Genomic DNA, 26,171 nt, shown 5'->3' on the forward strand with positions numbered 1-26,171 from the left:
CCTTGAGGACGAGGAAACGAAGCCGATTGTGACGTTTCAGATGGCGACGCATGGCAAGCCATCGCAGCCACTGGCACAGACATCTTCACTCAAGGTCCGCCAAGTCAATTGTCCCGCGGCAATAATTATTCATTGATGAAACCGGTGCCTTCATGCATCTTCTGGATGACCCAGACAATAAAGGCATTGCGCGCTGCTGTCGGGGTGAGCGGAGCCCGTCTGCTCAGGTCGAACCAATGCGGTTTGATGCGTGCAACAGGCTCCTTTCATGACAACCGGCGGCGCGCCGCCTAAACCTGAGGGGCACTCCATGCTTCACAACGACCAACTTGAAACCTGGGATCGTGAGAACTTTTTTCACCCATCGACACATCTGGCCGAGTTTGCACGTGGCAACATTCCACATCGTGTGATCACCGGTGGCACCGGCTGTCACATCGAAGACCGCGACGGAAACCGTATGCTGGATGCCTTTGCCGGGCTTTACTGCGTAAATGTGGGCTATGGCCGCCCCGAGATCGCCGAAGCCATCGCCGACCAGGCCCGCGAGTTGGCCTATTACCATTCCTATGTCGGGCATGGGACCGAGGCGTCGATCACCTTGTCCAAGATGATCCTTGATCGCGCACCGGATCATATGTCGAAGGTCTATTTCGGTCTGTCAGGGTCGGACGCGAACGAAACCAACATCAAGCTTATTTGGTATTACAACAACATCCTTGGCCGCCCCGAGAAAAAGAAGATCATCTCGCGCTGGCGGGGGTATCATGGGTCCGGGTTGATGACGGGATCAATGACCGGGCTTGAACTGTTTCACAACAAATTCGACCTGCCCTTGGCCCAAGTGATCCACACCGAAGCGCCATATTACTTCCGCCGTCCAGACACCATCCAAACCGAGGCCGAGTTCGTCGATCATTGCGTGGTCGAGCTGGAAGCGCTAATTGCGCGCGAAGGCGCCAACACCATCGCCGCCTTCATCGGCGAGCCGGTATTGGGCACGGGCGGGATCGTCCCGCCCCCAGCAGGCTATTGGGAGGCGATCCAAGCGGTGCTTGAAAAGCATGACATCCTTTTGGTCGCGGACGAGGTTGTCACCGGCTTCGGCCGCTTGGGAACGATGTTTGGGTCGGATCACTATGGTCTGCGCCCAGACCTGATCACCATCGCCAAAGGGCTGACATCGGCCTATGCGCCGCTATCGGGCACCATCGTGTCAGACAAGATGTGGAAGGTTCTGGAACAAGGGACCGACGAAACCGGACCCATCGGGCACGGCTGGACCTATTCCGCCCACCCGATCGGTGCGGCGGCAGGGGTCGCGAACCTGAAGCTGATCGACGATCTGGATCTGGTCACGAATGCGGGCGCCGTCGGGGCTTATCTGAACGGCGCGATGCAGGACGCGCTTGGGTCCCACGCAAACGTGGGCGAGGTCCGCGGCGAAGGTATGCTCTGTGCGGTCGAGTTCGTTGCCGACAAAGACAGCCGCAGCTTCTTTGATGCCAACGATAAGATCGGACCGCAGATCGCTGCCAAACTGCTGGAACAAGACAGCATCATCGCACGTGCCATGCCGCAGGGGGACATTCTGGGCTTCGCCCCGCCCTTCTGCCTTACCAAGGACGAAGCAGATCAAATCGTGGCCGCCACGGCACGGGCAATTCACGCGGTTCTCGGCTAAGGAGGTTTCATTGACTCAGACAAACGCTCCTTTCAGCCAAGCGGAATACCAACGACGGATTACCCTGACCCGAAGCGCGATGGCGCAGGCCGGGTTGGAGGCAATCTTTGTCACTGACCCCTCAAATCAGGCGTGGCTGACCGGCTATGACGGCTGGTCTTTCTATGTCCATCAGGGGGTGATCCTGACGATGGAAGGCGAACCCATTTGGTGGGGTCGCTACATGGATATGATGGGCGGACGCCGCACCTGTTGGATGGATCACGAAAACATCCTTGGCTATGGCGACCATTTCGTTCAGTCGACGTTGGTTCACCCCATGCAGGACCTGGCCGCGCATCTGAAAGCGCGCGGGCTTGGCACCACACGGATCGGCGTCGAGATGGAGAACTATTACTACTCGGCCAAGGCCCATGCGGTTCTGACCGACGAGCTGCCCGAGGCCAAGCTGGTGGACGCAACGGCCTTGGTCAACTGGCAGCGGCTGGTCAAATCCGAGGACGAGATTGCCTTCATCCGCAAAGCCGCGCGCATCTCCGACAAGGTCGTCCAGACCGCGATTGACCGCGCAGCACCAGGCGTACGCAAGAACGATCTGGTGGCGGATATCATGCATGCGGGCATCACCGGGGTCGGCGACGATTGGGGCGACTTTCCCGCAATCGTGCCCCTCACACCCTCTGGCATCGACGCCACTGCCGCCCACCTGACGTGGAACGGCGCCCAGATGCGCGAAGGCGAAGCAACCTTCTTTGAGCTGTCAGGCTGCTATCGTCGCTATCACGCGCCGCTTTGCCGGACCGTGTTCCTTGGCAAACCCTCGGACGAGATGTTGCGCGCGGAGGAAGCGCAGCTTGAAGGCATCGAAGCGGGTTTGAACGCAGCCCGCGCAGGCAATCGGACCTGTGACATCGCCAATGCCTTCATGGTCGTCCTTGCCAAGCACGGGATCAAACGGTCGGGCCGCATGGGCTATCCCATCGGCCTCAGCTATCCACCCGACTGGGGCGAACGTACCGCGTCGATCCGCAGCGAGGATGAAACGCTGTTGGAACCCGGCATGGTCTTCCATTTCATGCCTGCGCTTTGGATGGACAGCTGGGGGCTTGAGACGACCGAGACTATCCTGATCCGCGACAGTGGCGCGGCAGAGCCGATGTGCTCCATCGACCGTAAGCTATTTGTGAAAGGCTAACCCATGCTGGATCAGGCCAAGCGCATTCTGAAGGATCTGATCGCCTTTCCGACGGTCTCGGCAGACAGCAATCTGGCGATGATCGGTTACTTGGCTGATCACCTTGAAGCCTGCGGAGCACGGGTCGAGGTCTTTCACGACCCAACAGGACAGAAAGCCAATCTTTTTGCCACACTGGGGCCAGAAACTGACGGGGGACTGGTCCTGTCTGGGCACTGTGACGTCGTACCGGTTACGGATCAGGAGTGGACCTCGGATCCGTTCGAAATGGTTGAACGTGACGGGCGGCTTTATGGGCGCGGAACGTGTGACATGAAGGGATTCATCGCAGCGACACTGGCGAAGGCCCCGCATTTCGCGCAAACCCCGCGCACGGCACCCATCCATTTTGCCTTCACATATGACGAAGAAACCGGCTGTATCGGTGCGGGGCATCTGGCGAAAGCACTGACCGAGCGTGGCATACGCCCGGCAATGGCCATCATCGGAGAGCCGACCATGATGCGCATCATCGAAGGCCACAAAGGCTGCTTTGAGTACACGACGCGGTTTCAGGGTCTCGAAGGACACGGCTCCGCCCCCGATCTGGGTGTGAATACGATAGAGTACGCTGTGCGCTATGTGTCGTGGCTGCTGGAACTGCGCGAGCAGTTGAAAACCATGGCCCCAAAAGACAGCCCGTTCGACCCACCTTGGACGACGATGAACGTGGGGGCCTTACATGGCGGCAGTGTGCACAATGTCATCGCCCCGAAAGCACAGTTGGACTGGGAGATGCGGCCTGTGCAGAGCTCGGACGCCGAGTTCGTAAAGCAGGCCATCACCACATATTGCAATGACACGCTTCTGCCCGCAATGCAGGCCGTCCACCCCGACGCTTCAATCGAGACTGAAATTATCGGCGAGGTCGCAGGTTTGATCCCGACGAAAGACAACGAAGCAAAACGCATCCTGACCGAACTGACCGGGGCCAATTCCGCGGATGTCGTCCCCTTCGGAACCGAGGCCGGGATTTTTCAACAGCTTGGCATGGACGTGGTCGTATGTGGGCCAGGAAGCATCGATCAGGCGCACAAGGCGAATGAGTTTCTTGCGGTCGAACAGCTGTCGAACTGCCTGACTATGCTGAGAGATCTCGACCTAACTTTCGCGAATGAAGTGTTGGACAAATAGCCTACTGTCAGCCCTCGGAATGGTGTCAGACGAGCTCCTCCAACAGCATCACGATGAAGCGACTTCATTCGATTTTGCAAAGCGCAGCTCCAAGCAAATAGGTTACCCAACTAAGATTTCAAAATCACCTACCTATGCCACTGATGGATTTTAGCTATGCACAGAACGGTTTTCTGTATACTAATTTTCTAGTTACTATTGACGGAGAATTGCCGTGGCGCGCCGACGCAGCGAACTGCTCACCGAAGTTGAGCTCGAATTTATGATCGCCCTCTGGAGCATTGGCTCTGGATCGGTGCGTGATGTTATGGGGGCCCTGAAGGGCAGTACCAAGCGGGCCTATACGTCCGTGGCGACCGTCATGAAAATTTTGGATGATAAAGGGTATGTCACTTCCGAGCGGCAGGCCAGAAGTCTCGTGTATGTGCCCGCCATCCAAAGACATGAGTACGAGGGACGGTCCCTCAAAAATTTGTCAGATGCTTTGTTTGGAGGAACACCGACCGCGCTGGTTGCGCGACTGGTGGATAACGAAGATCTGACGGACGAAATGATCCAGGAAATAAAAGAGATCATTGATACAAGGATCAGAAAGGATGACGATTGAACAAATCGTAGGGGGGGTGATCTGGATTCAATCCATGATCTTGCTGGCCGCTTTGGTCTTCGCCGTTTTTGAAACAGCATTCCTGCTGAGTGGACAACGGCGATGCTTCTTGACGCGCCGCCGATTGGGCGTAACTGCCTGTGCCAGCCTTGTCGTATTACCATTTCTTCTGCCGTTTCTGGTGTCCTCGCCGCTGGCGACATCCGTAAATGCGACAGATGCTATTGTTGCGCAGTACCTGAAGGGCAATCTTTCAGTCAGCGCCAGTGAAATGAACGCGCTGATTTCCATCAAAACGCAGATGATTGACCACATCACAACCGGTGGCTCAACATTGGTCATCATGTTGGTCGCCGCGTTTTTTACAGCGTTCATTGGCCGAAGCTTTTACCTGGCCATCAATGTCGCGCGCATTCGCCGTTCCATTCGGGCTGGGCATGTGATGGGTCAAAGCCGGCGCATGCGCGTCGTACTAAGCCCCGAGATTACTGTACCCTATTCGACGCGAGGGCTGTGGTATTACTATGTCGTACTGCCAGAGAATATTTACCGAGACCGCGATGCGATGCAGATGTCCATTGGTCACGAGATGCAACACATTCGCCAAGGCGATGTAGACGCCGAGGTGATCTTGTCGCTGATCTCGCCTTTGGCGGTTCTGAACCCCGGCTTCTGGTTCCTGTCGGGGCGGCTGCGCAAGCTGGGGGAACTGGCCTGTGACCGTGCCTATCTGGCGCGCAGGGGGTTTGATGCCCACAGCTATTCGATCCGGCTTCTCAGCATTGCCCGACGCAACAGCGAAACACCCGGCCACCCCCGCGCTTTTGGGGTGCCTTTGGTTGGGCGGACGATCCCTTTGATCGGGCGGCGGTCAATGCTGAAAGATCGCATTCTCGAGATTGCCGACAACCAAGCCAATCCACGGCGCGAACGCCGGTTTGTGGGGATCGCGATGTCGATCGCTGTGACCACGTGTGTATTCGTCGGTGCGACGTCTCTGGCGCAACCTGCGGATTGGAGCCACGAGCGCATCATGCTGTCTACGGTTGCCAATCTTGAGAGGCTGAACCAGTTGAATACTCTGGCGCAGCGCAGCTGGTAGTCATCCAATAAGAAAACAGCCCAGAAAGCTGGGCCGTTTCTTTGGTTCTCGTGAGTGATGGGGTGAAAACCTAAACTTTCCAGAAGCAGAACACGCCCCAACCAATCGAAATTACCAGCGGCCCCCAAAGCGGCATTCCGATTAGTCCCAGCCAGATCAGGAAGATGAAGCTGGTGCCCAGAAGGCTAAGGAAATAGCGATCCCCACGCGTCGTGGTCAGCCCTAGTATGCCCTGACGTTCTGCCCCGCCGGGGTATTTAATCTCGGTGATTGTCAGGATCGCGATGCCTGTGAAAATTCCGATGAACACCAACGCCGTTGGCCACGTCCAAGCCATCCAACTTAGCATATCAAACCCTCCCCATCGCGAAGCCCTTCGCGATGTAGTTGCGGACGAAGTAAATCACGATTGCGCCCGGAATAATCGTCAGTGTGCCTGCAGCTGCCAACAATCCCAGCTCGTATCCCGCACTGGACGCGGTTTTGGTCATGGTCGCAGCGATTGGCTTGGCGGCCACGGCTGTAAGGGTTTTCGCCAGAAGCAGCTCGACCCACGAGAACATGAAGCAGAAGAACGCGGCGACACCGACGCCCGCCTTGATCGTCGGGATAAAGATCGACACGAAGAAGCGTGGGAAGGAATAGCCGTCGATATAGGCGGTCTCGTCCAATTCCTTCGGAACGCCACCCATAAAGCCTTCCAGGATCCACACAGCCAACGGGATGTTGAACAGGCAATGCGCCAGCGCGACAGCAAGGTGCGTGTCAAAGATACCCACGGCTGAATAAAGCTGGAAGAACGGAAGGGCAAACACCGCCGCCGGGGCCATCCGGTTGGTCAGCAGCCAGAAGAACAGGTGCTTGTCACCCAAGAAGCGATAGCGCGAAAACGCATAGGCCGCAGGCAAAGCCACCGCGATCGAAATGACCGTGTTGATGGTCACATAAATGATCGAGTTGATATAGCCCCAGTACCACGTCGGATCGGTAAAGATCGTCTTATAGGCATCCAGCGTGAAGGTCTGCGGGAACAAAGAAAAGCCCGCAAGAATTTCGTTCGTGGTCTTAAAGCTCATCGCGACAAGCCAATAGATCGGCAACATCAGGAAGATGATGTAGATGATCGGGACGAGGGATCGTTTCTTCATGGTGCCGCCCTTAGTTCAAGTCGTCTTTGGTCATCACGGTGTAAAACACCCAAGACACCAAAAGCGTGATTGCGAAATAGATCAGGGACATCGCCGCCGCCGGTCCAAGATCGAACTGCCCAAGGGCGATTTTCACAAGGTCGATGGACAGAAGCGTGGTCGAGTTGCCGGGGCCACCGCCCGTCAGGACGAAGGGCTCGGTATAGATGTTGAAACTGTCCATGAACCTTAGAAGGATCGCGATGGTCAGCACGTTCTTCATCTTCGGCAGTTGGATAAAGCGAAACACCGACCAGTTGGACGCGCCGTCGATCTTAGCCGCTTGGTAATACGCATCCGGGATCGACACCAACCCCGCATAGGCCAGCAAAACTACAAGCGATGTCCAGTGCCAAACATCCATCGTGATGATGGTCACCCATGCCGCGAACGGGTTCTGGGTCATATCATAGCTGATGCCCAGAACATGGTTGATGAAGTACCCCAGCAGACCGATATCCGGCAGTGCAAAGATGTTCCACATCGCGCCCACCACGTTCCACGGGATCAACATCGGCAAAGCCATCAGAACCAGACAGACCGGCACCCAAGGGCCTTTGCGCGGCATGGAAAGGGCGATGGCGATGCCCAGTGGCACCTCGATGATCAGGATCAAGAAGGTGAAAAGGAACTGACGGCCAAGGGCGGCGTGGAAGCGTTCGGATCGCAAAATCTGCTCAAACCACGTCAGCCCTTCCCAGAAGAATAGGTTGTCGCCGAAGGTTTCCTGAACCGAATAGTTCACGACCGTCATCATCGGGATCAGCGCGTTGAAGGCCACCAGGATCAAAACCGGCAGCACGAAGAGCCACGCCTTTTGGTTTTCGGTTTTCATATTGAAACCTCCTGCGCGGCGGGATCAGTGGCGATCCAGCCATCGGAATAGATGCGGGTTTGGTTCTGTTGGAATTGCAGATGGACCAAATCGCCCTGCGCCGGGGCGGGTCCGTTCAGAATGGCGGCGACCTTTTGGTCTCCGACCATCGCCTCGATCACGTTATGACGTCCCACATCGGCCACGCGCCTGACCCGCGCTGCAATGCCGCTGTCACCAACCGCGACGAATTCGGGGCGTACCCCGATTTCGATCCGACCTTCTGTTCCGGGCTTCACCGCCCCTTCTAGTGGGATGTTCTGCCCTAGGAAAAAGGCTCCGCCATCTCGCAACTCGGCCGGAAGCACGTTCATGCCGGGCGACCCGATAAAGTGTCCGACGAAGGTGTGCGCGGGACGTTCAAACAGCTCGACCGGGGTGCCGATCTGAACCACTTCGCCCTCTTCCATAACCACGACCTGATCTGCGAAGGTTAGCGCTTCGGTCTGGTCATGGGTCACATAGATCATCGTCGCTTTCACCCGCTGATGCAGTTCTTTCAGCTTCGATCGCAGTTTCCATTTCAGATGCGGGTCGATCACCGTCAGCGGTTCATCGAACATCACGACATTCACGTCGTTGCGCACCAACCCGCGCCCCATCGAAATCTTCTGCTTGTTGTCTGGTGACAACCCCGCCGCGCGACGATCCAGCATATCCGTGACTTCCAGCATCTCGGCAATCTCAAGCACGCGCTCGCGCACGGTCGCCTCGTCCCTGCCCCGATTACGCAAAGGGAAGGCAAGATTGTCGTAAACCGTCATCGTGTCGTAGATGACCGGAAACTGGAAAACCTGTGCGATGTTGCGCTGATCCGGCGGCAAAGGCGTGACGTCCTGATCATCGAACAGGATTTGCCCTTCGGACGGCATCAGAAGCCCGGAAATGATGTTCAACAGCGTGGATTTCCCACAGCCGGAGGGGCCGAGCAGCGCATAGGCCCCGCCATCTTCCCAATCGATATCGAGCTGCTTCAGCGCGTAATCCTCGGGACCTTGCGGGTCCGGCATATAGGAATGCCGAAGGTTCTTTAGCGTGATCTTGGCCATCTCGTCCCCCTTAGACGGCGCGGCTGCCATCGGGTGCAAAGTAAAGGCACGCGCTGGCATCCATGAAGAATGTGTGATTTTCGCCGACCTCATACGGGTGAGCACCATGTGCAAGTGACACCCAACCGTGATCGTCAAACTCGAAATGAGCAGAGCTTTCCGAGCCGCTAAGCTCGGTCACCGCGATACGGCCTTCAAGCGGGACGGTCGCCAAGGCACTTGGCTGCGGCACGATGTGATTTGGACGCACAGCGACGGTATATTCACCATCCGACAGCCCAGATGTTTCCGGACTGGCCGCCCAATCGATATCGCCCATTCGGAAGCTGTCACCTTGTTTCACCACCGGCGCGTAGTTGATTGGTGGATCCGAGAAGATGCGCGCGGCCGCCAAGGTATCAGGTGCGCGGTAGATCTGGGCCGTTGGGCCGAATTGCGCAACCGATCCATCCGACATCAGCGCGGTCTGACCACCCAACAGCAAGGCCTCTTCCGGTTCCGAGGTCGCATAGACCACTACGGCCCCGCGCCCGGCAAACAGCTCGGGCAACAGCTCGCGCAATTCCTCGCGCAGTTTGTAGTCGAGGTTCGCCAACGGCTCGTCCAGAAACACTGCTTGGCTGTCCTTCGCAATCGCGCGAGCGAGCGCGCAGCGTTGTTGCTGGCCACCAGAAAGCTCGTGCGGGCGTCGGTGCAGCATCGGGCGCAACTTCAGAATGTCTGCGGCCTCTTCTACGCGGCCTTGAATTTCCGATTTCGCCATCCCAGCCACTTTCAGTGGCGAGGCGATATTGTCGTAAACTGTCATATGGGGATAGTTGACGAAGAACTGGTGCACCAAGCTGATCTTGCGCTTCTGCGTCGTCAGTTTCGTAACATCCGCACCGTCCATAAAAATCTGCCCAGATGCAATCGGGTCCAACCCGGCCATCATTTTGATCAACGATGTTTTGCCCGCTCCGGTTTCGCCTAGAAGCACATTGAAGTGCCCTTTTTTCAACGTCAGGCTGGTGGGTTTGATATGTATATTCCCCTGCACCACTTTGGTGATGTCTTTCAGCACAAGTGCCATGGTTCGTCCTTGATCAGATTTGCGCCTTCGGGTGACAGGTGGGCTAAGGCCGCGAAGCCTTAGCCCTGTATTTTCACAAGACGCTATGCCTGTGATGCGGGAATGCTTAGTTCGCGCTCCAACGGGCGACCAGTTCGTCATAGTTGACGGTCTGGCCTTGCGGTTTCTCGTTTTCCAACGGGGGCTTAGCGCCGCCATTGGCATACCACCACTCTGCGTCTTTCTCTTCATTCAGACGCGGACCACAGCCGCCATAGACATTCTGGGCTTCGTCTGCACGCTGCATACGGGCCATAGTGATGTCCATTTCTTCGGCCAGACGATCCATCGCTTCCTGTGGGGTAAATGCACCCGAGTTCACGTCACCGATCTGCTGCCACCAGATTTGGGCCAGCTTCGGATAGTCCGGAACGTTGACGCCAGTCGGCGACCACGCCACACGGTCAGGCGAGCGGTAGAACTCGACCAGACCACCCAGTTTGGGCGCGCGTTCGGTGAACGACTCGTGGTTGACCGAGCTGTCGCGGATGAAGGTCAGACCCACATGCGACTTCTTCACGTCCACGGTTTTCGAGGTCACGAACTGAGCGTAAAGCCAAGCCGCTTGTGCACGATCCGACGGGGTCGACTTCAGGAAGGTCCAGGATCCAACATCCTGATACCCAACCTTCTGGCCTTCTTCCCAATAGGGGCCATGCGGGCTGGGCGCCATGCGCCACAGCGGGTTGCCATCACCGTCTACCGTGTTGTTACCTTCGGACTGTGGCTTCACCATGTCGGCGGTAAAGGCTGTGTACCAGAAGATCTGCTGAGCTACATTGCCTTGCGCCAAAGCAGGCAGCGACTGATAGAAGTCATAGCTTGCAGCGCCCGGAGGGGCATAGTTGCGCAGCCATTCATCCCATTTGCGAATCGCATAAACAGCCGCTGGGCCGTTTGCAGCGCCGCCACGGGACACGCTTGCGCCCGCTGGGTTACACGAACCGGCTTCCATCCGGATGCCCCATTCGTCGATCGGCACACCGTTGGGTTCACCTTTCGACCCCGCGCCGGCCATTGAAAGCCATGCATCGGTCATACGCCAGCCAAGGTCAGGCGCGCGTTTGCCGTAATCCATATGGCCATAGATATCGACACCGTCGATGTTCTTCACGTCTTTCGAGAAGAACTCGGCAATGTCTTCGTAGGCCGACCAGTTCACCGGAACGCCAAGGTCATAACCATATTTCGCTTTGAACTGCGTCTTCAGGTCTTCATTGTCGAACCAGTCTTTGCGGAACCAGTAAAGGTTTGCGAACTGCTGATCAGGCAACTGGTACAGATCGCCATCCGGTCCGGTGGTGAACTGGGTGCCCATGAAGTCATCCAGATCCAGCGTAGGCGACGTTGTCGCGGCCCATTCGCCAGCCATCTGGTCGGTCAAGTTATAGGCCAGCTGCAGGCGCGAATGTGTCCCAATCAGGTCCGAGTCATTCACATAGCCATCATAGAGGTTTCGCTTGGTCTGCATCTGTGTTTGTACAGCTTGCACAACCTCGCCTTCACCTAGGATCTGGTGGTTTACCTTGATGCCGGTGATTTCTTCGAATGCCTTGGTCAGAACCTCGGCTTCGTAACCGTGGGTCGGAATGCCTTCCGACAGCACGTTGATCTCCATCCCGGCATAGGGTTGAGCGGCGTCGATGAACCATTTCATCTCGGCCATTTGTTCGTCTTTGCTTAGCGACGAAGGCTGAAATTCGCTGTCAATCCAGCGCGTTGCAGCCGCTTCGTCGGCATAAAGCGAGTGCGTCCCCGCAATCACGGCGGTCGCCGCAACTGCGGACATAAGATACGTCCGCATCTTGTCCTCCCAGTTATTATAAGCCGGCCTCCCGCCGGATGCTTAACGTTGGCAAAGACAGCGTTAACAGTCAACTAATAAATTAGTAACTAAGGGAACCCGCATCAGAGAATGGCAAACAAGCGACCAGGAATCATACTATTATCATTATATTACAATAACTTGATTGACTATTGGGGAAAGCTCGGAACCACCGCAAACCTGGGCTAACCGCCCCTAACCTTTATACCCCAACGAAGCTTTCCATGCAGTTTTCAAAAACAATGCTATTGAAACCGTGTACGTGATGCTGGCCTATTGACGGCGCAATCTACGCTTTGGGCAGATCACCTCAGGGAGCCACCGAGCTTGATCGTCACAATCGCACCAAGGGTGCTCCCGCTTGCAATCATGCTGGGCAAAAGCCAGATCCATCAGAGTATCATCACAGTGGTCAACATGATGATCGGAATTTTCACACCACCAATAGCCCCGAACGTCTTCGCGACCTCAGGCGACGCAAGCATCCCGCAACCGGTTCAAACCATTGTCAATTCTGGGAAGGAGATTTGGTGGAACCTAGCGGGGTCGAACCGCTGACCTCTTGCATGCCATGGGCGAGATGAATTTGTTAGTCCCGTTGAGTTGATTGAACCAAAATGAAGGAGAATGAACAAAATTTAGAATTCCCGTGAGGCGCAGCAATCAGAACAAAAGGTTCAATTTCGCTGAGTTAAGTTGAAAGTGGTTGAGTTTAGTGCCGGTGACCGGACAGTGACAGGTCCTAACCTACCTAAACGACTGAATATCGAGTTACTCTCAGTTCCAAACGTTCGAGACCATTCGTACATACAATGTAGTTTTAGCCCATCACTTCCACTACGCGCGCGTGTCAAAGTTGTGTGCATGACATTCATCTATCGATCCGCCCAGCCCGCAAAATGCGTTCAAGGAAAACGACCGCATAGAACAAAACAATTCCCAGGAATGCCAACATGACCAGATCGGCAAACATCAGTGGGTAACCTGCCGATTCTGTTTGCCAATTTGAAACAACGCGTTGGCGTCGATGAGGTCTGGAGCCACATTCGCGCCATCGGTGGAGTTTCGTAAACGCGGCACCTTAGATGCATATATTTTGGGCGCACTGCATAATTAATGAACGATTTGGCGCGCATTCCCGACTTTGTCGCCTCAGTCGAAGCAGTTCGATGGACCTCACCGATACTTTCCCAACACTGGTCCTATGAGCGACGATTCTGTTTTCGATGAAATGTTGGGCCGCGACAAAAACGTGCGTGGCCCCTATCAACAGTTCGACCAGTGGTTCAATGACGAAGACCCCAAACGTTTGCGCGCCAAGCAGCGCGAAGCGGAAGAGTTGTTTCGTCTGACCGGCATTACATTTAATGTGTATGGACGGGCGGAAGCGGAAGAGCGATTGATCCCCTTCGACATTATTCCCCGCATCATCTCGGGAAGCGAATGGGCAAGGCTCAGTCGCGGCATTGAACAGCGGGTCCGTGCCATCAACGCCTTCCTCCACGACATTTACCACGGACAGGAAATCGTAAAAGCCGGGCGAATCCCGCTTGAGATGATTGCCAAGAACAGCGCGTTCGAGCCCAGCATGATCGGCCTTAGACCTCCGGGCGATATCTACACACACATTGTCGGCATTGATTTGGTGCGTACCGGGCCAGATCAGTTCTATGTGCTCGAGGACAACGCCCGCACGCCATCTGGTGTGAGCTACATGTTGGAAAACCGCGAGACGATGCTGCAGATGTTTCCCGAGCTGTTCTCTCAGAACAGGGTGCAGCCCGTGCAACAATATCCCGCACAGCTTCTGCGCTCGTTAAAGGCCAGCGTCCCGACGGGATTGGATCGCAGACCGACCGTTGCCGTGTTGACGCCGGGGATCTACAACTCCGCCTATTTCGAACATGCCTTCCTTGCAGACGAAATGGGCGTGGAACTGGTTGAGGGGCACGATCTACGCGTCGTGGACGGGCATGTCGCAATGCGCACGACCCAAGGCTACCAACCGATTGATGTGCTGTATCGACGGGTCGATGACGAATATCTCGACCCGCTAAACTTCAATCCTGAAAGCCAGCTTGGCGTGCCGGGGATCATGGATGTATATCGCGCGGGACGCATTACCATCGCCAATGCGCCCGGCACGGGTATCGCCGATGACAAAGCCATCTACAGCTATATGCCCGAAATCGTCGAGTTCTATACCGGCGAGCGGCCACTGTTAGAAAACGTCCCGACCTGGCGCTGCACCGAACCGGACAGCCTTGCCTATGTGCTCGACAATCTGGAAGAGCTGGTGATCAAAGAGGTACACGGATCGGGTGGCTACGGGATGCTGATCGGTCCCACCGCCTCGAAACGCGAAATCGCCGCGTTTCGCAAGAAACTCACATCGCGCCCAGATAACTATATCGCTCAGCCAACCCTCAGCTTATCCACGGTGCCGATCTTTGCACGTTCGGGCCTTGCACCACGCCATGTGGACCTGAGACCATTCGTTCTGGTCAGCCCCGACGGCGTGCAGATTACTCCCGGCGGACTGACGCGTGTGGCGCTGAAGAAAGGGTCACTTGTGGTGAACTCGTCCCAAGGTGGCGGCACCAAGGACACTTGGGTATTGGAGGCGTGATGCTCGGCAAGACGGCAAACGGGCTTTACTGGATGTATCGCTATCTTGAACGCGCCGAAAATGCCGCGCGGCTGATCGAGACCGGACAGCGGATCGCGCTAACGCGGCTGGGCAGCTCGGATGCAGAATGGCGGTCGATCATGCAAACCGCCGGGGTCGAGGCAGGGTTTGACGCGGCCCATGACACTCTAAGCAAGGATACTGCAATCGACTGGATGCTGCGCGACAAGGCCAATCCTTCCTCTGTGATGTCTGATATCTCGGCCGCCCGGCAGAACGCGCGCATGGTACGCACAGCATTGACCGAAGAGGTATGGGAGGCACTGAACGGTGCCTATATGCGCGCCCAAGATCTTACCCAACGCAAGGTGAACGAGCGCGACCTGCCCGCGACGCTTGGGGCAATCCGGCAGGGCACGGCACTGGTGCGCGGCGCAACGCACGGCACGATGATGCGAAATGACATCTATAATTTTGCGCGGATCGGCACGTTTCTTGAACGCGCTGACAACACAGCCCGCATCCTTGACGTGAAATACTATGTGCTTCTACCGTCGCTTTCAGCGGTGGGATCGGCCATGGACAACGTGCAATGGGAAACGATCCTTTCGGCCGTATCCGGGCGTGGTGGATTTCGTATGGAATATGGATCGGCGTCGGACCCAGTGGATATCGCGCAGTTCCTTATCCTTGACAAACGTATGCCACGCAGCCTCTCTTTCTGCACTCGCAAGCTGCGTGACAATCTGGGTCATCTCGCTGCTGAGTACGGACATCGCACAACGTCCTGTTCCAAGGTGGCCCATCTAGAGCGGACGTATCTGTCCCATGATATCAACGCAGTGTTCGAATATGGCCTGCACGAATTCATCCAGAAAATGCTGACCTTGTTGTCCGAACTGGGCCAGCAGATCGAACATGACTATCGCTTCTACGAGTAAGCCATGCGCCTAAAAATCCGCCATTCCACCCGATATATTTTTAGCACGCCGGTCTCGTATGGCCTGCAGCAACTGCGCAAGACGCCAAAAACGGGGCATCAACAATTGGTGCTGAACTGGGCCACAAGGATTACCGGGGGAAAGAAAGAGGTGCAGTTCGAAGATCATCATCACAACGTGGTGGAACTGATCAGCTTTGACCGGGACGCAACCGAGCTGGTGGTCAGCAGCGAGGGCGAAGTAGAACTGAAGGAAAACCACGGCGTCGTCGGAAAGCATCCGGGCCCCGCGCCCCTGTGGCTCTATACGCGACAGACCGCCCGCACCCAGCCGGGCAGCGCGGTCAAGGCGCTTGCGCGCAATTTAACAAGCGAGGCCGAGCTGGATCGGCTTCACGAGCTTATGGGCGCAGTACATGGCGCGATACGCTACGAGGTCGGGTCGTCTGATCCCGAGTGGAACGCGGAAGAGGCGCTCGCTCATGGGGCTGGGGTGTGTCAGGATCACTCGCATGTGTTCTTATCCTCAGCTCGCCACATCGGCTTTCCGGCGCGGTATGTCTCGGGCTATCTGATGTTGGACAACCGCGTCGATCAGGATGCCATGCATGCATGGGCCGAGGTTCATGTCGATGGTCTTGGCTGGGTCGGTTTCGACCCCGCAAACGGTATTTCACCCGATAAACGTTACGTTCGGGTTGCAACCGGGCTGGACTATGACGGGGCAGCACCTGTAACTGGAACACGAATTGGCGGCGCGGGCGAAGCGCTGGATGTTCAAATCGAAGTGGCTCAGCAGTAAGAGGCTTTCATGACTTATTGTGTCGGCATGATGCTGGATCAGGGCATTGCTTTCATGTCGGACACCCGGACGAATGCCGGGCTCGACAATATTTCCACCTTCACCAAAATGACGACGTGGGAAACGCCCGGAGATCGGGTGATCACCATCATGACGGCGGGCAATCTGGCAACGACCCAATCCGTGGTCAGCCTTTTGGACGAACGGACCAAGGCCCCCGATGAACGCGCACAGACATTGCTGGAAGTCCCGTCGATGTTCCAAGCCGCGCGTCTTGTGGCCGACTCGTTGCGCGAAATCATCGCGCGGCAGGGAGACGAGGGCCAACGTGCCGACAGCACCTTTAACGCAACAATCATTCTGGGTGGCCAAATCGTTGGAGGGCCGCCGCGCTTGTTCCTGATTTACCCGGAAGGCAACTTCATCGAAGCCGGCGAGGACACGGCGTTTTTTCAGATCGGCGAAATGAAATATGGACGCCCTATTCTGGTCCGGGCCTATGATCCAAAGATGAAGTTCCAAGAGGCAATGAAACTGTTGTTGGTCAGCTTTGACAGCACTCTTCAGGCCAATCTGACTGTCGGCGCACCGTTTGACTATCATCTCTACGAGGCTAACAGCCTGAAAGAAGGTCGCAAGGGCCGTATTGAAGAAGACGATCCGTTTTTCCAGAAGATCCGGAACGCTTGGAGTGAATCGCTAAAGTCCGCTTTGGACGATCTGGATGATTTCGATCTGTAAGGGACCATTGGCAGGGGAGGATCTCCCTTCTCACTTTTCAGGACTGGCAAAACGATCTTCAGAACGCTGACCTCTTGCTTGGCGTTTATGAAGCTCCCGCCACTTCACATGAATTCAGCGCCCGCCCTCTAATATTTCCTAAGGATTCCGGAACGATTATCGAGGTGTCTGACGTCAGAAAAAGCCTATTTCGTGAACGTCGACTTGGGCTTGGTGGTCCCGACCGTAGGCCACGACTCCTAGTGACTTGACCGAACCTGCGCGCGGTTCCGATCTGAGCATCCGGCCGGATGCCTTGAAGGCAGAGAATGGTATGCGCACTTCCGTCCACTGAGACGTGACTTCGAAGCTTGCTTGGTAAAATTGCCACGGCAGCACTGTTCCGCCAGTGCGAAGGTGTATGAAATATGCTTGACCGTTCCCGCGCGTGACAAGCCTTACACCCGTTGTATCGTTTGAAAGCTTCGCGTCGAGTTCTGTTCGGAACTGAATAAAACCACCACAATTTTCAGTACTGACATTTCCTGTCAGACGCGCATACCCAGCGCCGTTTTCCTTCTCGAAGCGGACTTGGCCTGTTGAGACGCCACCCATAACAGTGTCGGCCAAGTACTCCCAACGGCTTTCGGGGTCATTGTCGAAAGTTTCCAGCATTTCTTGTTCTCCGAAGGCAGTTGTGGCGAAATAACAGAATGAAAGGCAAAGGCCCAAAGCCGCTGCAAGTGTCTTCATTTGCCTTCATCCTGTACAAATTGCGCTACAATAGAACTGTGTTTGGGCGGCCAATGTTTCAAGGATCTTTCCACGACAGCGCTCGACTGCTTCTAAACCACTTTGGGAAAGGCCTTCCGCAAATTCTAGTTGTTCGAACCTCAATTGGTCCAAAGGCACCTTTGAGCCGTATTAAGGAAATAGGAGGCACCGAAATGATCAGAATAGCACTGTTGTTCGCATTCGCTTTGGCTGCATTTGGCGAGAAACGACTTGCATTGCGCGCGTCCCCGGAGGCCATCGGAGGTCTTCTGATTTGAAATCTACGTGCAAGGTAACACCATCGAAGTTGACCGTTTTCTACGACGCATCCTGTCCACTATGCGCGTCGGAAATCGGATACTATAAACGGGTCGATCGAGATCAGGCGTTGGATCTCATCGACGTTTCATCAGATCAATTTTCAGGGGATGACAGGATAAATCGGGCCGACGCAATGACACGTTTTCATGTTCGTTTGTCAGACGGTCGGCAGGTGTCAGGCGCACGCGCGTTTATTGAGGTTTGGCGGCTTATTCCAAGCTGGCGCTGGCTTGCAAGGTTGGCAAGCTTTCCGGGAGCTGTACGCGTTCTGGAAGTGCTATACTGCCTGTTCCTTAAAGCTCGCCCCGTAATCGTATGGGGCTTTAGAAAACTACAAAAACTAACTGGCAGGACATCATGAAACAAATCGGCTCGCTACTATTTTTCCTTGTTTTCGTCGTCGGAGGTGGGATCGTTATTGGCACGCTCACCGCGCCGGGCGAATGGTATCAGAACCTGCAAAAACCCTTCTTCAATCCGCCAAACTGGGTATTTGGCCCAGTGTGGACGGTGTTATATCTGGCAATCGCCTACGTTGGCTGGCGCGTATGGCGGCATGAACATCTCTCTGCTTTGCAGCGCCTTTGGATCATTCAGATAGCCTTGAACTTCTCTTGGTCGCCGGTGTTTTTTGCCGCTCAGAAGCCCGCGCTGGCGCTCATCATCATACTTTGCCTGCTACTGACAATAGCAGTCTTCATTCGGGCCGCGTGGCATCCAGATCGACCGTCCGCTTTTCTTTTCGCTCCATACATCGCTTGGGTGGGCTTTGCATCAGCCCTGAATGCCGCGATCGTTTTTCTCAACTAGTCAAGAGATCAGCTGTGGAAGGACATGCACTCATCATTGGTGCCTCAGGAGGCATCGGTCAGGCCTTGGCAGATGAGCTGAAGGCGAGGGGAACGTACGTGACATGCCTTTCTCGCTCGCGGGACGATCTGGACATCACCAACGAAGAAGCTGTTTCTACGGCCCTTGGTCGTCTAGAGCTCCAGTTCGACCGGATCATCGTGGCAACCGGCATCTTGTCGGGGGAAAAAGGACCGGAAAAGTCGCTATTGGCCTTGTCCGCGGATGAGATGGCAAATCTGTACGCGGTGAATACGATTGGTCCTGCTTTGGTTCTGAAACATGCCAAGCGCTTATTGCCAAAAGATAAGAGAACCGTATTTGCGGCACTCTCGGCGCGTGTTGGCTCGATCGGGGACAATGGCCTCGGCGGTTGGTATTCCTATCGCGCCTCAAAGGCGGCCCTCAACCAAGTGATCAGAACGGCTTCCATTGAATTGAAGCGCACGCATAAGCACCTGATTTGCGCCGCCTTACACCCCGGCACTGTTGCGACGGAGTTCACACGGAATTACCCTCAGCACAAAACGGTTCCCCCACAAGAAGCGGCAGGCAACCTGCTGAATGTCATCGACAACCTTACGCCTGACGACAGCGGACAGTTTTTCGACTGGGCCGGGGAAAGGGTTCCATGGTGAGCGCGCCCTCTGAAGCGAGTACCTCCAGCGACCGTCCACGTATCGTTCTGATTCTGGGGGATCAGCTTTCACCCGACATGCACGCATTAAGGAACGCGAACCCGGATAAAGACATCGTTCTGATGGCAGAGGTTCTCGAAGAAGCCACCTATGTCCGGCATCACAAAAAGAAAATTGCGTTCATATTCTCGGCTATGCGCCACTTTGCCCAGGAACTAAGGGCAGCCGGGTGGCAAGTCAGTTATACGCGCCTGACCGATCCTGAAAACACCGGATCGCTGCGTGGCGAGGTTCAGCGTGCCGTCACCCAGCACCGCGCCGGGGGTGTAATCGTAACCGAGCCGGGTGAGTATCGGTTGAAGGTCGACATGCAGGCCTGGCCGGATGAACTGGGCGTGGACGTTCAATACTTGGAAGACACTCGGTTCGTAGCCAGCCATGCAGAATTTCAACTCTGGGCTAAGGGGCGCAAACAGCTTCGAATGGAGTTTTTCTATCGCGAAATGCGGCGGAAGACCGGCTTGCTGATGCAGGAAGATCAGCCGGAGGGCGGCAGGTGGAACTACGACGCCGAGAACCGCAAACCGGCCAAACGCGACCTATTCATGCCCCAGCCGTTTCAGATCAGTCCGGACACTATTACAAACGAGGTCCTTGATTTGGTCGAGGCCGAGTTCGCAGACAATTTCGGCACGCTTCACCCGTTCTGGTACGCCGTCACACGGGACGGCGCGCATGATGCTCTCAGCCATTTCATAGAGCACTCTCTGCCGCAATTCGGGGACTATCAGGATGCGATGCTGGACGGTGAACCCTTTCTTTATCACGCGGTTCTATCGCTTTATATCAATGTCGGCCTGCTAGACCCGCTGGACGTATGCCGCCGCGCCGAACAGGCATATCTTGATGGCGACGCACCACTCAATGCCGCCGAAGGGTTCATCCGGCAAATCATAGGTTGGCGTGAATTTGTCCGCGGTATCTATTGGCTGAAGATGCCGGGTTATACAGACGAGAACTTCTTCTCAGCAGAGCGTGATTTGCCCGCATTCTTTTGGACCGGCGAAACCGATATGGCCTGTTTGGTGGCAGCAATCGGCCAGACCCGTGACTACGCCTATGCACATCACATCCACCGGTTAATGGTGACCGGAAACTTTGCCATGCTGGCCGGCGTGAATCCAAGACAAGTTCATGAATGGTACCTAGCCGTTTATTTGGACGCTTACGAATGGGTCGAAGCCCCAAACGTGATCGGGATGAGCCAATTTGCTGATGGTGGCCTGCTTGGATCCAAGCCGTATGCGGCGAGCGGGAATTACATAGATAAGATGTCCGATTACTGTGGTCAGTGTCGATATGATGTGAAGCAAAAAATCGGCGAGTCCGCCTGCCCGTTCAATGCACTCTATTGGGATTTCCTGATCCGAAACCAAGCCAAGTTGCGGTCCAACCCGCGTCTGGGGCATGTCTTTCGGAATTGGGACAGGATGGACGATGACAAACGATCCGCATATTTGGCCCATGCAAACACAATAAAAGAAGCTCTTTAACCAAAAAACAGAAGCCTGTGCTGGACATAGGGTTTCATCAACCCAAGCGTTTCACGATATAGGCGACCACATTTCATCATTTGTTGACCCCGGTTTTAAGCGATGTAGAACCGAACAACGATTTCACAATACCCGATTGAACTGAAGATCAATTAACTCAGTTTGAAATCTCCCAACTTGTTTCAGTCCCAGCATTACATTGCCCGCTCCGATCTGTTCTTCACATTTGCCACCCAATCCGAGTGACACGGAGGTGACACAGGATTGCATGCAAACTAGTGACACAATGCGCGAACGGTAGATGGATACCGTGTAACCGGTTCAAACCATTGTCAATTCTGGGAAGGAGATTTGGTGGAGCCTAGCGGGGTCGAACCGCTGACCTCTTGCATGCCATGCAAGCGCTCTACCAACTGAGCTAAGGCCCCATCCATGACAGCCGCGTTGCTGTCTGTGCGCGGTATTTATGCAAAGGCGCGAAGGGGTTCAACCCAAAAAATGCGCCTTTGCTAAAAATAATCGACGCTTAGTCGTCGTCGTTTGCGGGCATGTCCGCAATCTCGTCCAGCGACACTTCTTCATCATCATCGTCGTCCAGGACATCATCGCCCAGATCAACATCCGATGCATCGTCATCTTCCAGAACCGCATCTGCGTCTTCGACCAGATCGTCCTTCATGACAGCTTTGTCTTCTTTGTCGGCAACCATCGTGCGCGACCCTTTGCCGGTCTCGAAGTTCACGACTTCACCCGTATAGGGGCTGACCACCGGATCGGCGTTCAGGTCGTAAAAGCGTTTTCCGGTCGTCGGGCATACACGTTTGACGCCCCATTCAGCTTTGGGCATTTGAAACCCTTTCCGTTCATACTGACTCGTCTGAGATTTCAGGCAACTGCCACAATGCGGGGGGGGTGTCAAAGCCTTTTGCAGCGAAGGGTTGACGTTGGACGGATTCAGGCCGCATTGAGGGGTATGTTTTTTCGAAATTCACGCAATCGGCTGACCGAGAACACGACCCTGACCTTAGGGTCGCCCGATCCGGTCGAGATCGAGCTTCGCGCGTCAAAACGCGCGCGAAGGCTGTCTTTGCGGGTGTCGCGGCTGGATGGGCGCGTGACGCTGACCGCCCCGCATGGTGCCAACACCGACGAAGCCATAAAGTTCGCGACCGAACGACTGGACTGGATCAGGGGTCATCTGGCGCAAACTGCCCCCAGCGAGGTACCGGGCGTCGGGACCACCCTGCCCTTTCGCGGACAGCCCGTGACGCTGATACGCGGGCAAGCGCGGGTGGTTCAAATCGCGGGAGAACAGATGCTTCTGCCGCCGCAATCCCCCGACCGTGATGCCATCCGCGCCGAGGCGTTTCTGAAAGAAGCGGCCCGTGCCGCGCTGGGGGCTGCCAGCGACCATTATGCGGCCAAGGTCGGACGACCTTATGGACGCATCACCCTACGCGACACGCGCTCGCGCTGGGGATCGTGCAGCTCGCGTGGGAACCTCAGCTACTCGTGGCGGCTTATCATGGCCCCACCCGCGGTGCTTGACTATGTCGCCGCGCACGAGGTCTCGCATCTGGTGCATATGGACCATTCCAGGGCCTTCTGGGCACAGGTCGAAGCGATCTTTCCGGGCTATCAAGCCCCACGGAAATGGTTGAAGGATCACGGGACGGATTTGCACCGCTATCGCTTTCGCGATTGACCCTTTCGGCTTTTGTGATCACAATTGATACATGCAAAACCAGATCCGCCCGACTTCCGACAGCACCAGCGCACATGAGCGTGTCTATCGCCATCTGCGCACCCGCATCATGCATGGCGAATTGGATCCGGGCGAAAGCCTGACCATACGTGGCATCGGCGCGGAATACGACGTGTCCATGACCCCCGCGCGCGAGGCCGTGCGCAGGCTGGCCGCCGAAGGTGCGCTGACGTTGTCCAGCTCGGGTCGGGTTACCGCGCCGGACCTGACGGCGGAGCGCATCGAAGAACTGACAGCCTTGCGTGCGCTTCTAGAGCCGGAACTGGCAGCCCGCGCCCTGCCCCGTGCCCATATGACCCTGATCGACCGCCTGCGCGCGATCAACGCCCGCGTGTCGGAATGCGTCGCCAATCAGGATGCCAGCGGTTACCTACGCACCAATCTGGAATTTCACCGCACGATCTATCTGCGCGCACAAGCGCCCGCGATCTTGGCGATGGTCGAGACGGTCTGGCTGCAACTTGGCCCCACCATGCGCGCGCTTTATGCAAGTGGCCAGCGCACAGACCTGCAACGTCACCACCGCATGATCCTATCAGCCCTCGCGGCGGGGGACGAACCGGCGCTGAGACTGGCCGTCCGCACGGATGTCACACAGGGCCTTAAGATGCTCGTTGGGTAACTGCTGCCGAAGATGTGGCAATGTACAGCACCAAGGAGCCATACAGCGCCGACATAAGCGAGCCGGTTAGCACGCCCAACCGGACCATGTTTTGCTTTTCCATCGTGTCAAATGCGAGCCCGCCGATAAACAGCGACATTGTGAAGCCGATCCCTGCAAGACAGGCAAGGCCATACACCATCGGCCAACTAACCCCATCGGCGCGTTTAGAAAGACCGGTGCGCTCAGCCAGGTAAACCATTCCCGTGATGCCGATCTGATTGCCAAGGAACAGTCCCAAGGCGACTGCCATTGTTAGTGGCGCCATGAGCGTTTCCAATGACAGTCCCGCCAGCGGCACACCCGCATTGCCAAATGCAAAAAGTGGCAGAATCGCAAAGTTCACAATTGGATGCAGGTCGTGTTCAAGACTTTGCGCCAGTGAGTTGCCTTTTGCATTCGGAGCCAGAGGGATGGCAAAACCCAGCGCGACACCAGCCAAAGTCGCATGCACGCCAGATTTCAAAACTGCCAACCACAAAATGAACCCCACCAAAAGGTAAGCCGTCAAGTTGAAGACGCCGCGCAGGTTCATGACGACCAACGCACTTAGGCAAAGTGCGGCGATAAACAGAGCGAAAAGGGACAAGTTCGATGTATAGAACAGCGCGATGATCACGATTGCTGCAAGGTCATCGACCACAGCCAAAGTAAGCAGGAAGGTCTTCAAATGCGATGGAACACGATCACCAAAAAGGCTGAGAACTCCAAGCGCAAAGGCAATGTCGGTTGCGGCGGGAATGGCCCAACCCTTGGCCTCGAAGCTATCGATCCCCACAATGCCCACGAAGATCAAAGCTGGCAATGTGATACCGCCAATAGCGCCGTAAACGGGAAGTGATGCCTGTTGCCAGCTCGCAAGAGTTCCTTGTTTGATCTCTCGTTTGATTTCCAACGCAACAAGCAGGAAAAACACCGCCATTAGCCCGTCATTGATCCATAGGATCAACGGTTTCGAAACCGCCAGCTCTCCGATTGCCCATGTTGCCCGTGTTGTCAGCATCGAGGCATAGATTGGTTGAAGACTTGGTGTGTTTTCGAACACAAGCCCGGCCAACGCAGCCAATGCAAGCGCAATGCCAGCCGCGAGGGTTGGATCAAGACCTAAGACTTTTTTCATCTGCTTTCCCCGTAATGATTGTTTTCCCTAATATAGGTACGCGCGCATCGCACTTAAGGATCACTTCTTCGATTATACCCGTCGGAAAACAAAAAAGCGCCCCGCAAAGGGCGCTTTGTTAAGTCGTCTTTGTCGCGTTTCTTTACGCGTGGATCGCGCCGTCACCGCAAGCCAATGCTGCCTCACGCACCGCTTCCGAGAAGGTCGGGTGGGCATGGCAGGTGCGGGCCAGATCTTCAGCCGATCCGCCATATTCCATCAGCACGCAGGCCTCGTGGATCATGTCGCCAGCCGCTGGGCCCATGATATGAACGCCCAGCACGCGGTCTGTGGCTTTATCAGCAAGGATCTTTACGAACCCGTCGCCTTGGAACACGGCCTTCGCGCGGCCATTGCCCATGAAGCTGAACTTGCCAACCTTATAGTCAACGCCAGCTTCTTTCAGCTCTTGCTCGGTCTTGCCGACAGATGCGACCTCGGGCGTGGTGTAGATCACGCCGGGGATCACGTCATAGTTCACGTGGCCCGCCTGACCAGCGATGCTTTCCGCGGCCGCCATGCCCTCGTCTTCGGCTTTGTGCGCCAGCATCGGACCTTCGGTCACGTCGCCAATGGCCCAGATACCCGGAACCGAGGTCTTCCAGTGGTCGGTGGCGATCTGGCCGCGCTCGGTCATCTTCACGCCAGCATCTTCTAGACCCAGACCATCCACGAACGGACGGCGACCAGTGGCAACCAACACCACATCGGCGTCAATCGCGTGCTCGCTGTCATCCTTGCGCAGCTTGTAGTTCACGGTCGCCTTGGTTTTCTTGGCGTCCACGTTTTGAACGGCGGCACCCATGATGAAGTTCAGACCCTGCTTTTTCAGCGTACGCTGGAAAGTCTTCTGGATGTCCTTGTCCATACCGGGGGTGATGTCGTCGAGGAACTCAACCACAGTCACTTCCGACCCCAAACGCGCATAGACCGAGCCCATTTCCAGACCGATCACACCCGCACCGATAACAACCATCTTCTTGGGAATTTTCGGCAGCTCAAGCGCGCCGGTCGAGGTCACAACAACCTTCTCGTCCACTTCGACACCCGGCAGGCTCGACGGCTCGGACCCCGAGGCGATCACGATGTGCTTTGCGTTATGCACCTCGTCACCGACCTTGACCTGACCAGCAGCGGGGATCGAGCCCCAGCCCTTCAGCCAATCCACCTTGTTCTTCTTGAACAGGAACTCAATGCCCTTGGTGTTCTGACCAATGACGTCGTCCTTATAGGCCAGCATCTCTTTCCAATCGACCGAGGGGCTTTTGCCCTTCAGGCCCATCTTAGCGAAGTTATGCTCGGCCTCGTGCAGGCTGTGCGACGCGTGCAAAAGCGCTTTCGACGGGATGCAACCCACATTCAGGCAGGTGCCACCCAAGGTTTCGCGCCCTTCAACACATGCGGTCTTCAGGCCCAGTTGTGCACAGCGGATCGCGCATACATAGCCACCCGGGCCGCCGCCGATTACGATTACGTCATAGTCTGCCATGGTCTTTCCTTTGTCTTAACGGGATCAGGGGCTCTGCCCCTTACGCCAAATCTGCGACTTGTCA

26 protein-coding genes and 1 tRNA gene are annotated in these 26,171 nt (G+C 55.9%); 16 read left to right on the forward strand and 11 right to left on the reverse strand.

What is annotated here, in order from left to right:
• Nucleotides 1-310 precede the first annotated feature (310 nt).
• From ACXAH3_RS11145 to ACXAH3_RS11165, 5 genes are all read left to right on the forward strand, one after another.
• A complete protein-coding gene (locus ACXAH3_RS11145) occupies nt 311-1,684 on the forward strand; it encodes an aminotransferase class III-fold pyridoxal phosphate-dependent enzyme (protein ID WP_474862154.1) in 1,374 nt (457 codons plus the stop codon).
• A 10-nt stretch (nt 1,685-1,694) separates the two neighbouring features.
• The gene (locus ACXAH3_RS11150) at nt 1,695-2,879 is read left to right on the forward strand and encodes a M24 family metallopeptidase (RefSeq protein ID WP_474862155.1); all 1,185 of its coding nucleotides are present in this window, start codon (nt 1,695-1,697) and stop codon (nt 2,877-2,879) included.
• 3 nt (nt 2,880-2,882) lie between these two features.
• Nucleotides 2,883-4,052, forward strand: coding sequence for an acetylornithine deacetylase (gene argE / locus ACXAH3_RS11155; protein ID WP_474862156.1), 1,170 nt, complete (start codon nt 2,883-2,885; stop codon nt 4,050-4,052).
• A 214-nt stretch (nt 4,053-4,266) separates the two neighbouring features.
• Nucleotides 4,267-4,659: a BlaI/MecI/CopY family transcriptional regulator gene (locus ACXAH3_RS11160; protein WP_474862157.1), complete on the forward strand. Its 393-nt coding sequence runs from the start codon at nt 4,267-4,269 to the stop codon at nt 4,657-4,659.
• Complete coding sequence (locus ACXAH3_RS11165; protein WP_474862158.1) at nt 4,649-5,761, forward strand: M56 family metallopeptidase; 1,113 nt, start codon at nt 4,649-4,651, stop codon at nt 5,759-5,761. Before ACXAH3_RS11160 ends, ACXAH3_RS11165 begins: the two co-directional genes overlap by 11 nt.
• A gap of 70 nt (nt 5,762-5,831) precedes the next feature.
• Here ACXAH3_RS11165 and ACXAH3_RS11170 read toward each other — a convergent pair whose 3' ends face one another.
• The 6 genes from ACXAH3_RS11170 to ACXAH3_RS11195 all read right to left on the reverse strand — a co-directional run bounded on the left by ACXAH3_RS11170 (nt 5,832) and on the right by ACXAH3_RS11195 (nt 11,786).
• Nucleotides 5,832-6,110, reverse strand: coding sequence for a DUF2160 domain-containing protein (locus tag ACXAH3_RS11170; RefSeq protein ID WP_474862159.1), 279 nt, complete (start codon nt 6,108-6,110; stop codon nt 5,832-5,834).
• 1 nt (nt 6,111) lies between these two features.
• Nucleotides 6,112-6,909 (reverse strand): carbohydrate ABC transporter permease, encoded by a 798-nt coding sequence (locus ACXAH3_RS11175; protein WP_474862160.1) that lies wholly within the window; start codon nt 6,907-6,909, stop codon nt 6,112-6,114.
• Nucleotides 6,910-6,919: 10 nt separating this feature from the next.
• Nucleotides 6,920-7,783, reverse strand: coding sequence for a carbohydrate ABC transporter permease (locus ACXAH3_RS11180; RefSeq protein WP_474862161.1), 864 nt, complete (start codon nt 7,781-7,783; stop codon nt 6,920-6,922).
• The gene (locus ACXAH3_RS11185; RefSeq protein WP_474862162.1) at nt 7,780-8,871 is read right to left on the reverse strand and encodes an ABC transporter ATP-binding protein; all 1,092 of its coding nucleotides are present in this window, start codon (nt 8,869-8,871) and stop codon (nt 7,780-7,782) included. The genes ACXAH3_RS11180 and ACXAH3_RS11185 overlap by 4 nt, the downstream gene beginning before the upstream one ends.
• Before the next feature lie 10 nt (nt 8,872-8,881).
• Nucleotides 8,882-9,943 (reverse strand): ABC transporter ATP-binding protein, encoded by a 1,062-nt coding sequence (locus tag ACXAH3_RS11190; protein ID WP_474862163.1) that lies wholly within the window; start codon nt 9,941-9,943, stop codon nt 8,882-8,884.
• A 106-nt stretch (nt 9,944-10,049) separates the two neighbouring features.
• Nucleotides 10,050-11,786, reverse strand: a complete 1,737-nt coding sequence (locus tag ACXAH3_RS11195; protein WP_474862164.1) for an ABC transporter substrate-binding protein — start codon at nt 11,784-11,786, stop codon at nt 10,050-10,052.
• 348 nt (nt 11,787-12,134) lie between these two features.
• Here ACXAH3_RS11195 and ACXAH3_RS11200 point away from each other — a divergent pair, with 348 nt between their 5' ends.
• The 5 genes from ACXAH3_RS11200 (at nt 12,135) to ACXAH3_RS11220 (ending at nt 16,919) form a co-directional block, all read left to right on the forward strand.
• Nucleotides 12,135-12,365 carry a TRAP transporter large permease subunit gene (locus ACXAH3_RS11200; RefSeq protein ID WP_474862165.1) on the forward strand — a complete coding sequence of 77 codons (231 nt, stop codon included), beginning with the start codon at nt 12,135-12,137 and terminating at the stop codon, nt 12,363-12,365.
• Nucleotides 12,366-13,011: 646 nt separating this feature from the next.
• Nucleotides 13,012-14,436 (forward strand): circularly permuted type 2 ATP-grasp protein, encoded by a 1,425-nt coding sequence (locus ACXAH3_RS11205; protein WP_474862166.1) that lies wholly within the window; start codon nt 13,012-13,014, stop codon nt 14,434-14,436.
• The gene (locus ACXAH3_RS11210; RefSeq protein ID WP_474862167.1) at nt 14,436-15,377 is read left to right on the forward strand and encodes an alpha-E domain-containing protein; all 942 of its coding nucleotides are present in this window, start codon (nt 14,436-14,438) and stop codon (nt 15,375-15,377) included. Before ACXAH3_RS11205 ends, ACXAH3_RS11210 begins: the two co-directional genes overlap by 1 nt.
• Nucleotides 15,378-15,380: 3 nt before the next feature.
• On the forward strand, nt 15,381-16,178 hold the full coding sequence (locus ACXAH3_RS11215; RefSeq protein ID WP_474862168.1) for a transglutaminase family protein: 798 nt from the start codon (nt 15,381-15,383) through the stop codon (nt 16,176-16,178).
• Nucleotides 16,179-16,187: 9 nt separating this feature from the next.
• Complete coding sequence (locus ACXAH3_RS11220) at nt 16,188-16,919, forward strand: proteasome-type protease (protein WP_474862169.1); 732 nt, start codon at nt 16,188-16,190, stop codon at nt 16,917-16,919.
• Nucleotides 16,920-17,093: 174 nt separating this feature from the next.
• Here the strand turns inward: ACXAH3_RS11220 and ACXAH3_RS11225 are convergent, their stop codons facing one another.
• Nucleotides 17,094-17,651, reverse strand: a complete 558-nt coding sequence (locus ACXAH3_RS11225; RefSeq protein ID WP_474862170.1) for a CIA30 family protein — start codon at nt 17,649-17,651, stop codon at nt 17,094-17,096.
• Nucleotides 17,652-17,979: 328 nt separating this feature from the next.
• Here ACXAH3_RS11225 and ACXAH3_RS11230 point away from each other — a divergent pair, with 328 nt between their 5' ends.
• The 4 genes from ACXAH3_RS11230 to ACXAH3_RS11245 are packed head-to-tail and all read left to right on the forward strand — an operon-like array spanning nt 17,980 to nt 21,033.
• Nucleotides 17,980-18,354: a thiol-disulfide oxidoreductase DCC family protein gene (locus ACXAH3_RS11230; RefSeq protein ID WP_474862171.1), complete on the forward strand. Its 375-nt coding sequence runs from the start codon at nt 17,980-17,982 to the stop codon at nt 18,352-18,354.
• Nucleotides 18,351-18,803, forward strand: coding sequence for a TspO/MBR family protein (locus ACXAH3_RS11235; RefSeq protein WP_474862172.1), 453 nt, complete (start codon nt 18,351-18,353; stop codon nt 18,801-18,803). Before ACXAH3_RS11230 ends, ACXAH3_RS11235 begins: the two co-directional genes overlap by 4 nt.
• A 14-nt stretch (nt 18,804-18,817) precedes the next feature.
• The gene (locus ACXAH3_RS11240; protein ID WP_474862173.1) at nt 18,818-19,480 is read left to right on the forward strand and encodes an SDR family NAD(P)-dependent oxidoreductase; all 663 of its coding nucleotides are present in this window, start codon (nt 18,818-18,820) and stop codon (nt 19,478-19,480) included.
• The gene (locus tag ACXAH3_RS11245; protein WP_474862174.1) at nt 19,474-21,033 is read left to right on the forward strand and encodes a cryptochrome/photolyase family protein; all 1,560 of its coding nucleotides are present in this window, start codon (nt 19,474-19,476) and stop codon (nt 21,031-21,033) included. The genes ACXAH3_RS11240 and ACXAH3_RS11245 overlap by 7 nt, the downstream gene beginning before the upstream one ends.
• 352 nt (nt 21,034-21,385) lie before the next feature.
• On the opposite strand, the gene ACXAH3_RS11250 is transcribed toward ACXAH3_RS11245, so the two are convergent.
• Nucleotides 21,386-21,461 (reverse strand) — tRNA-Ala (locus ACXAH3_RS11250).
• Nucleotides 21,462-21,559: 98 nt separating this feature from the next.
• A complete protein-coding gene (locus ACXAH3_RS11255) occupies nt 21,560-21,880 on the reverse strand; it encodes a TIGR02300 family protein (protein WP_474862175.1) in 321 nt (106 codons plus the stop codon).
• A gap of 126 nt (nt 21,881-22,006) precedes the next feature.
• Here ACXAH3_RS11255 and ACXAH3_RS11260 point away from each other — a divergent pair, with 126 nt between their 5' ends.
• The gene (locus ACXAH3_RS11260) at nt 22,007-22,738 is read left to right on the forward strand and encodes a M48 family metallopeptidase (RefSeq protein ID WP_474862176.1); all 732 of its coding nucleotides are present in this window, start codon (nt 22,007-22,009) and stop codon (nt 22,736-22,738) included.
• 31 nt (nt 22,739-22,769) lie between these two features.
• Nucleotides 22,770-23,420, forward strand: a complete 651-nt coding sequence (locus tag ACXAH3_RS11265; protein ID WP_474862177.1) for a GntR family transcriptional regulator — start codon at nt 22,770-22,772, stop codon at nt 23,418-23,420.
• On the opposite strand, the gene nhaA is transcribed toward ACXAH3_RS11265, so the two are convergent.
• Together nhaA and lpdA are read right to left on the reverse strand one after the other, a co-directional pair.
• A complete protein-coding gene (gene nhaA, locus ACXAH3_RS11270) occupies nt 23,401-24,579 on the reverse strand; it encodes a Na+/H+ antiporter NhaA (RefSeq protein WP_474862178.1) in 1,179 nt (392 codons plus the stop codon). The genes ACXAH3_RS11265 and nhaA overlap by 20 nt on opposite strands.
• Before the next feature lie 142 nt (nt 24,580-24,721).
• On the reverse strand, nt 24,722-26,107 hold the full coding sequence (lpdA, locus tag ACXAH3_RS11275; RefSeq protein WP_474862179.1) for a dihydrolipoyl dehydrogenase: 1,386 nt from the start codon (nt 26,105-26,107) through the stop codon (nt 24,722-24,724).
• Nucleotides 26,108-26,171 lie beyond the last annotated feature (64 nt).

Source organism: Aliiroseovarius sp. ABM4_368, from assembly GCF_056161205.1.

Bases quoted from the DNA above. Each gene is read 5' to 3' on its own strand.
- ACXAH3_RS11145 (WP_474862154.1), top strand. From the start codon at position 311: ATGCTTCACAACGACCAACTTGAAACCTGGGATCGTGAGAACTTTTTT.
- argE (WP_474862156.1), top strand. From the start codon at position 2,883: ATGCTGGATCAGGCCAAGCGCATTCTGAAGGATCTGATCGCCTTTCCG.
- ACXAH3_RS11165 (WP_474862158.1), top strand. From the start codon at position 4,649: ATGACGATTGAACAAATCGTAGGGGGGGTGATCTGGATTCAATCCATG.
- ACXAH3_RS11170 (WP_474862159.1), bottom strand. From the start codon at position 6,110: ATGCTAAGTTGGATGGCTTGGACGTGGCCAACGGCGTTGGTGTTCATC.
- ACXAH3_RS11175 (WP_474862160.1), bottom strand. From the start codon at position 6,909: ATGAAGAAACGATCCCTCGTCCCGATCATCTACATCATCTTCCTGATG.
- ACXAH3_RS11180 (WP_474862161.1), bottom strand. From the start codon at position 7,783: ATGAAAACCGAAAACCAAAAGGCGTGGCTCTTCGTGCTGCCGGTTTTG.
- ACXAH3_RS11185 (WP_474862162.1), bottom strand. From the start codon at position 8,871: ATGGCCAAGATCACGCTAAAGAACCTTCGGCATTCCTATATGCCGGAC.
- ACXAH3_RS11190 (WP_474862163.1), bottom strand. From the start codon at position 9,943: ATGGCACTTGTGCTGAAAGACATCACCAAAGTGGTGCAGGGGAATATA.
- ACXAH3_RS11195 (WP_474862164.1), bottom strand. From the start codon at position 11,786: ATGCGGACGTATCTTATGTCCGCAGTTGCGGCGACCGCCGTGATTGCG.
- ACXAH3_RS11205 (WP_474862166.1), top strand. From the start codon at position 13,012: ATGAGCGACGATTCTGTTTTCGATGAAATGTTGGGCCGCGACAAAAAC.
- ACXAH3_RS11210 (WP_474862167.1), top strand. From the start codon at position 14,436: ATGCTCGGCAAGACGGCAAACGGGCTTTACTGGATGTATCGCTATCTT.
- ACXAH3_RS11215 (WP_474862168.1), top strand. From the start codon at position 15,381: ATGCGCCTAAAAATCCGCCATTCCACCCGATATATTTTTAGCACGCCG.
- ACXAH3_RS11220 (WP_474862169.1), top strand. From the start codon at position 16,188: ATGACTTATTGTGTCGGCATGATGCTGGATCAGGGCATTGCTTTCATG.
- ACXAH3_RS11225 (WP_474862170.1), bottom strand. From the start codon at position 17,651: ATGAAGACACTTGCAGCGGCTTTGGGCCTTTGCCTTTCATTCTGTTAT.
- ACXAH3_RS11235 (WP_474862172.1), top strand. From the start codon at position 18,351: ATGAAACAAATCGGCTCGCTACTATTTTTCCTTGTTTTCGTCGTCGGA.
- ACXAH3_RS11245 (WP_474862174.1), top strand. From the start codon at position 19,474: ATGGTGAGCGCGCCCTCTGAAGCGAGTACCTCCAGCGACCGTCCACGT.
- ACXAH3_RS11255 (WP_474862175.1), bottom strand. From the start codon at position 21,880: ATGCCCAAAGCTGAATGGGGCGTCAAACGTGTATGCCCGACGACCGGA.
- ACXAH3_RS11260 (WP_474862176.1), top strand. From the start codon at position 22,007: ATGTTTTTTCGAAATTCACGCAATCGGCTGACCGAGAACACGACCCTG.
- ACXAH3_RS11265 (WP_474862177.1), top strand. From the start codon at position 22,770: ATGCAAAACCAGATCCGCCCGACTTCCGACAGCACCAGCGCACATGAG.
- nhaA (WP_474862178.1), bottom strand. From the start codon at position 24,579: ATGAAAAAAGTCTTAGGTCTTGATCCAACCCTCGCGGCTGGCATTGCG.
- lpdA (WP_474862179.1), bottom strand. From the start codon at position 26,107: ATGGCAGACTATGACGTAATCGTAATCGGCGGCGGCCCGGGTGGCTAT.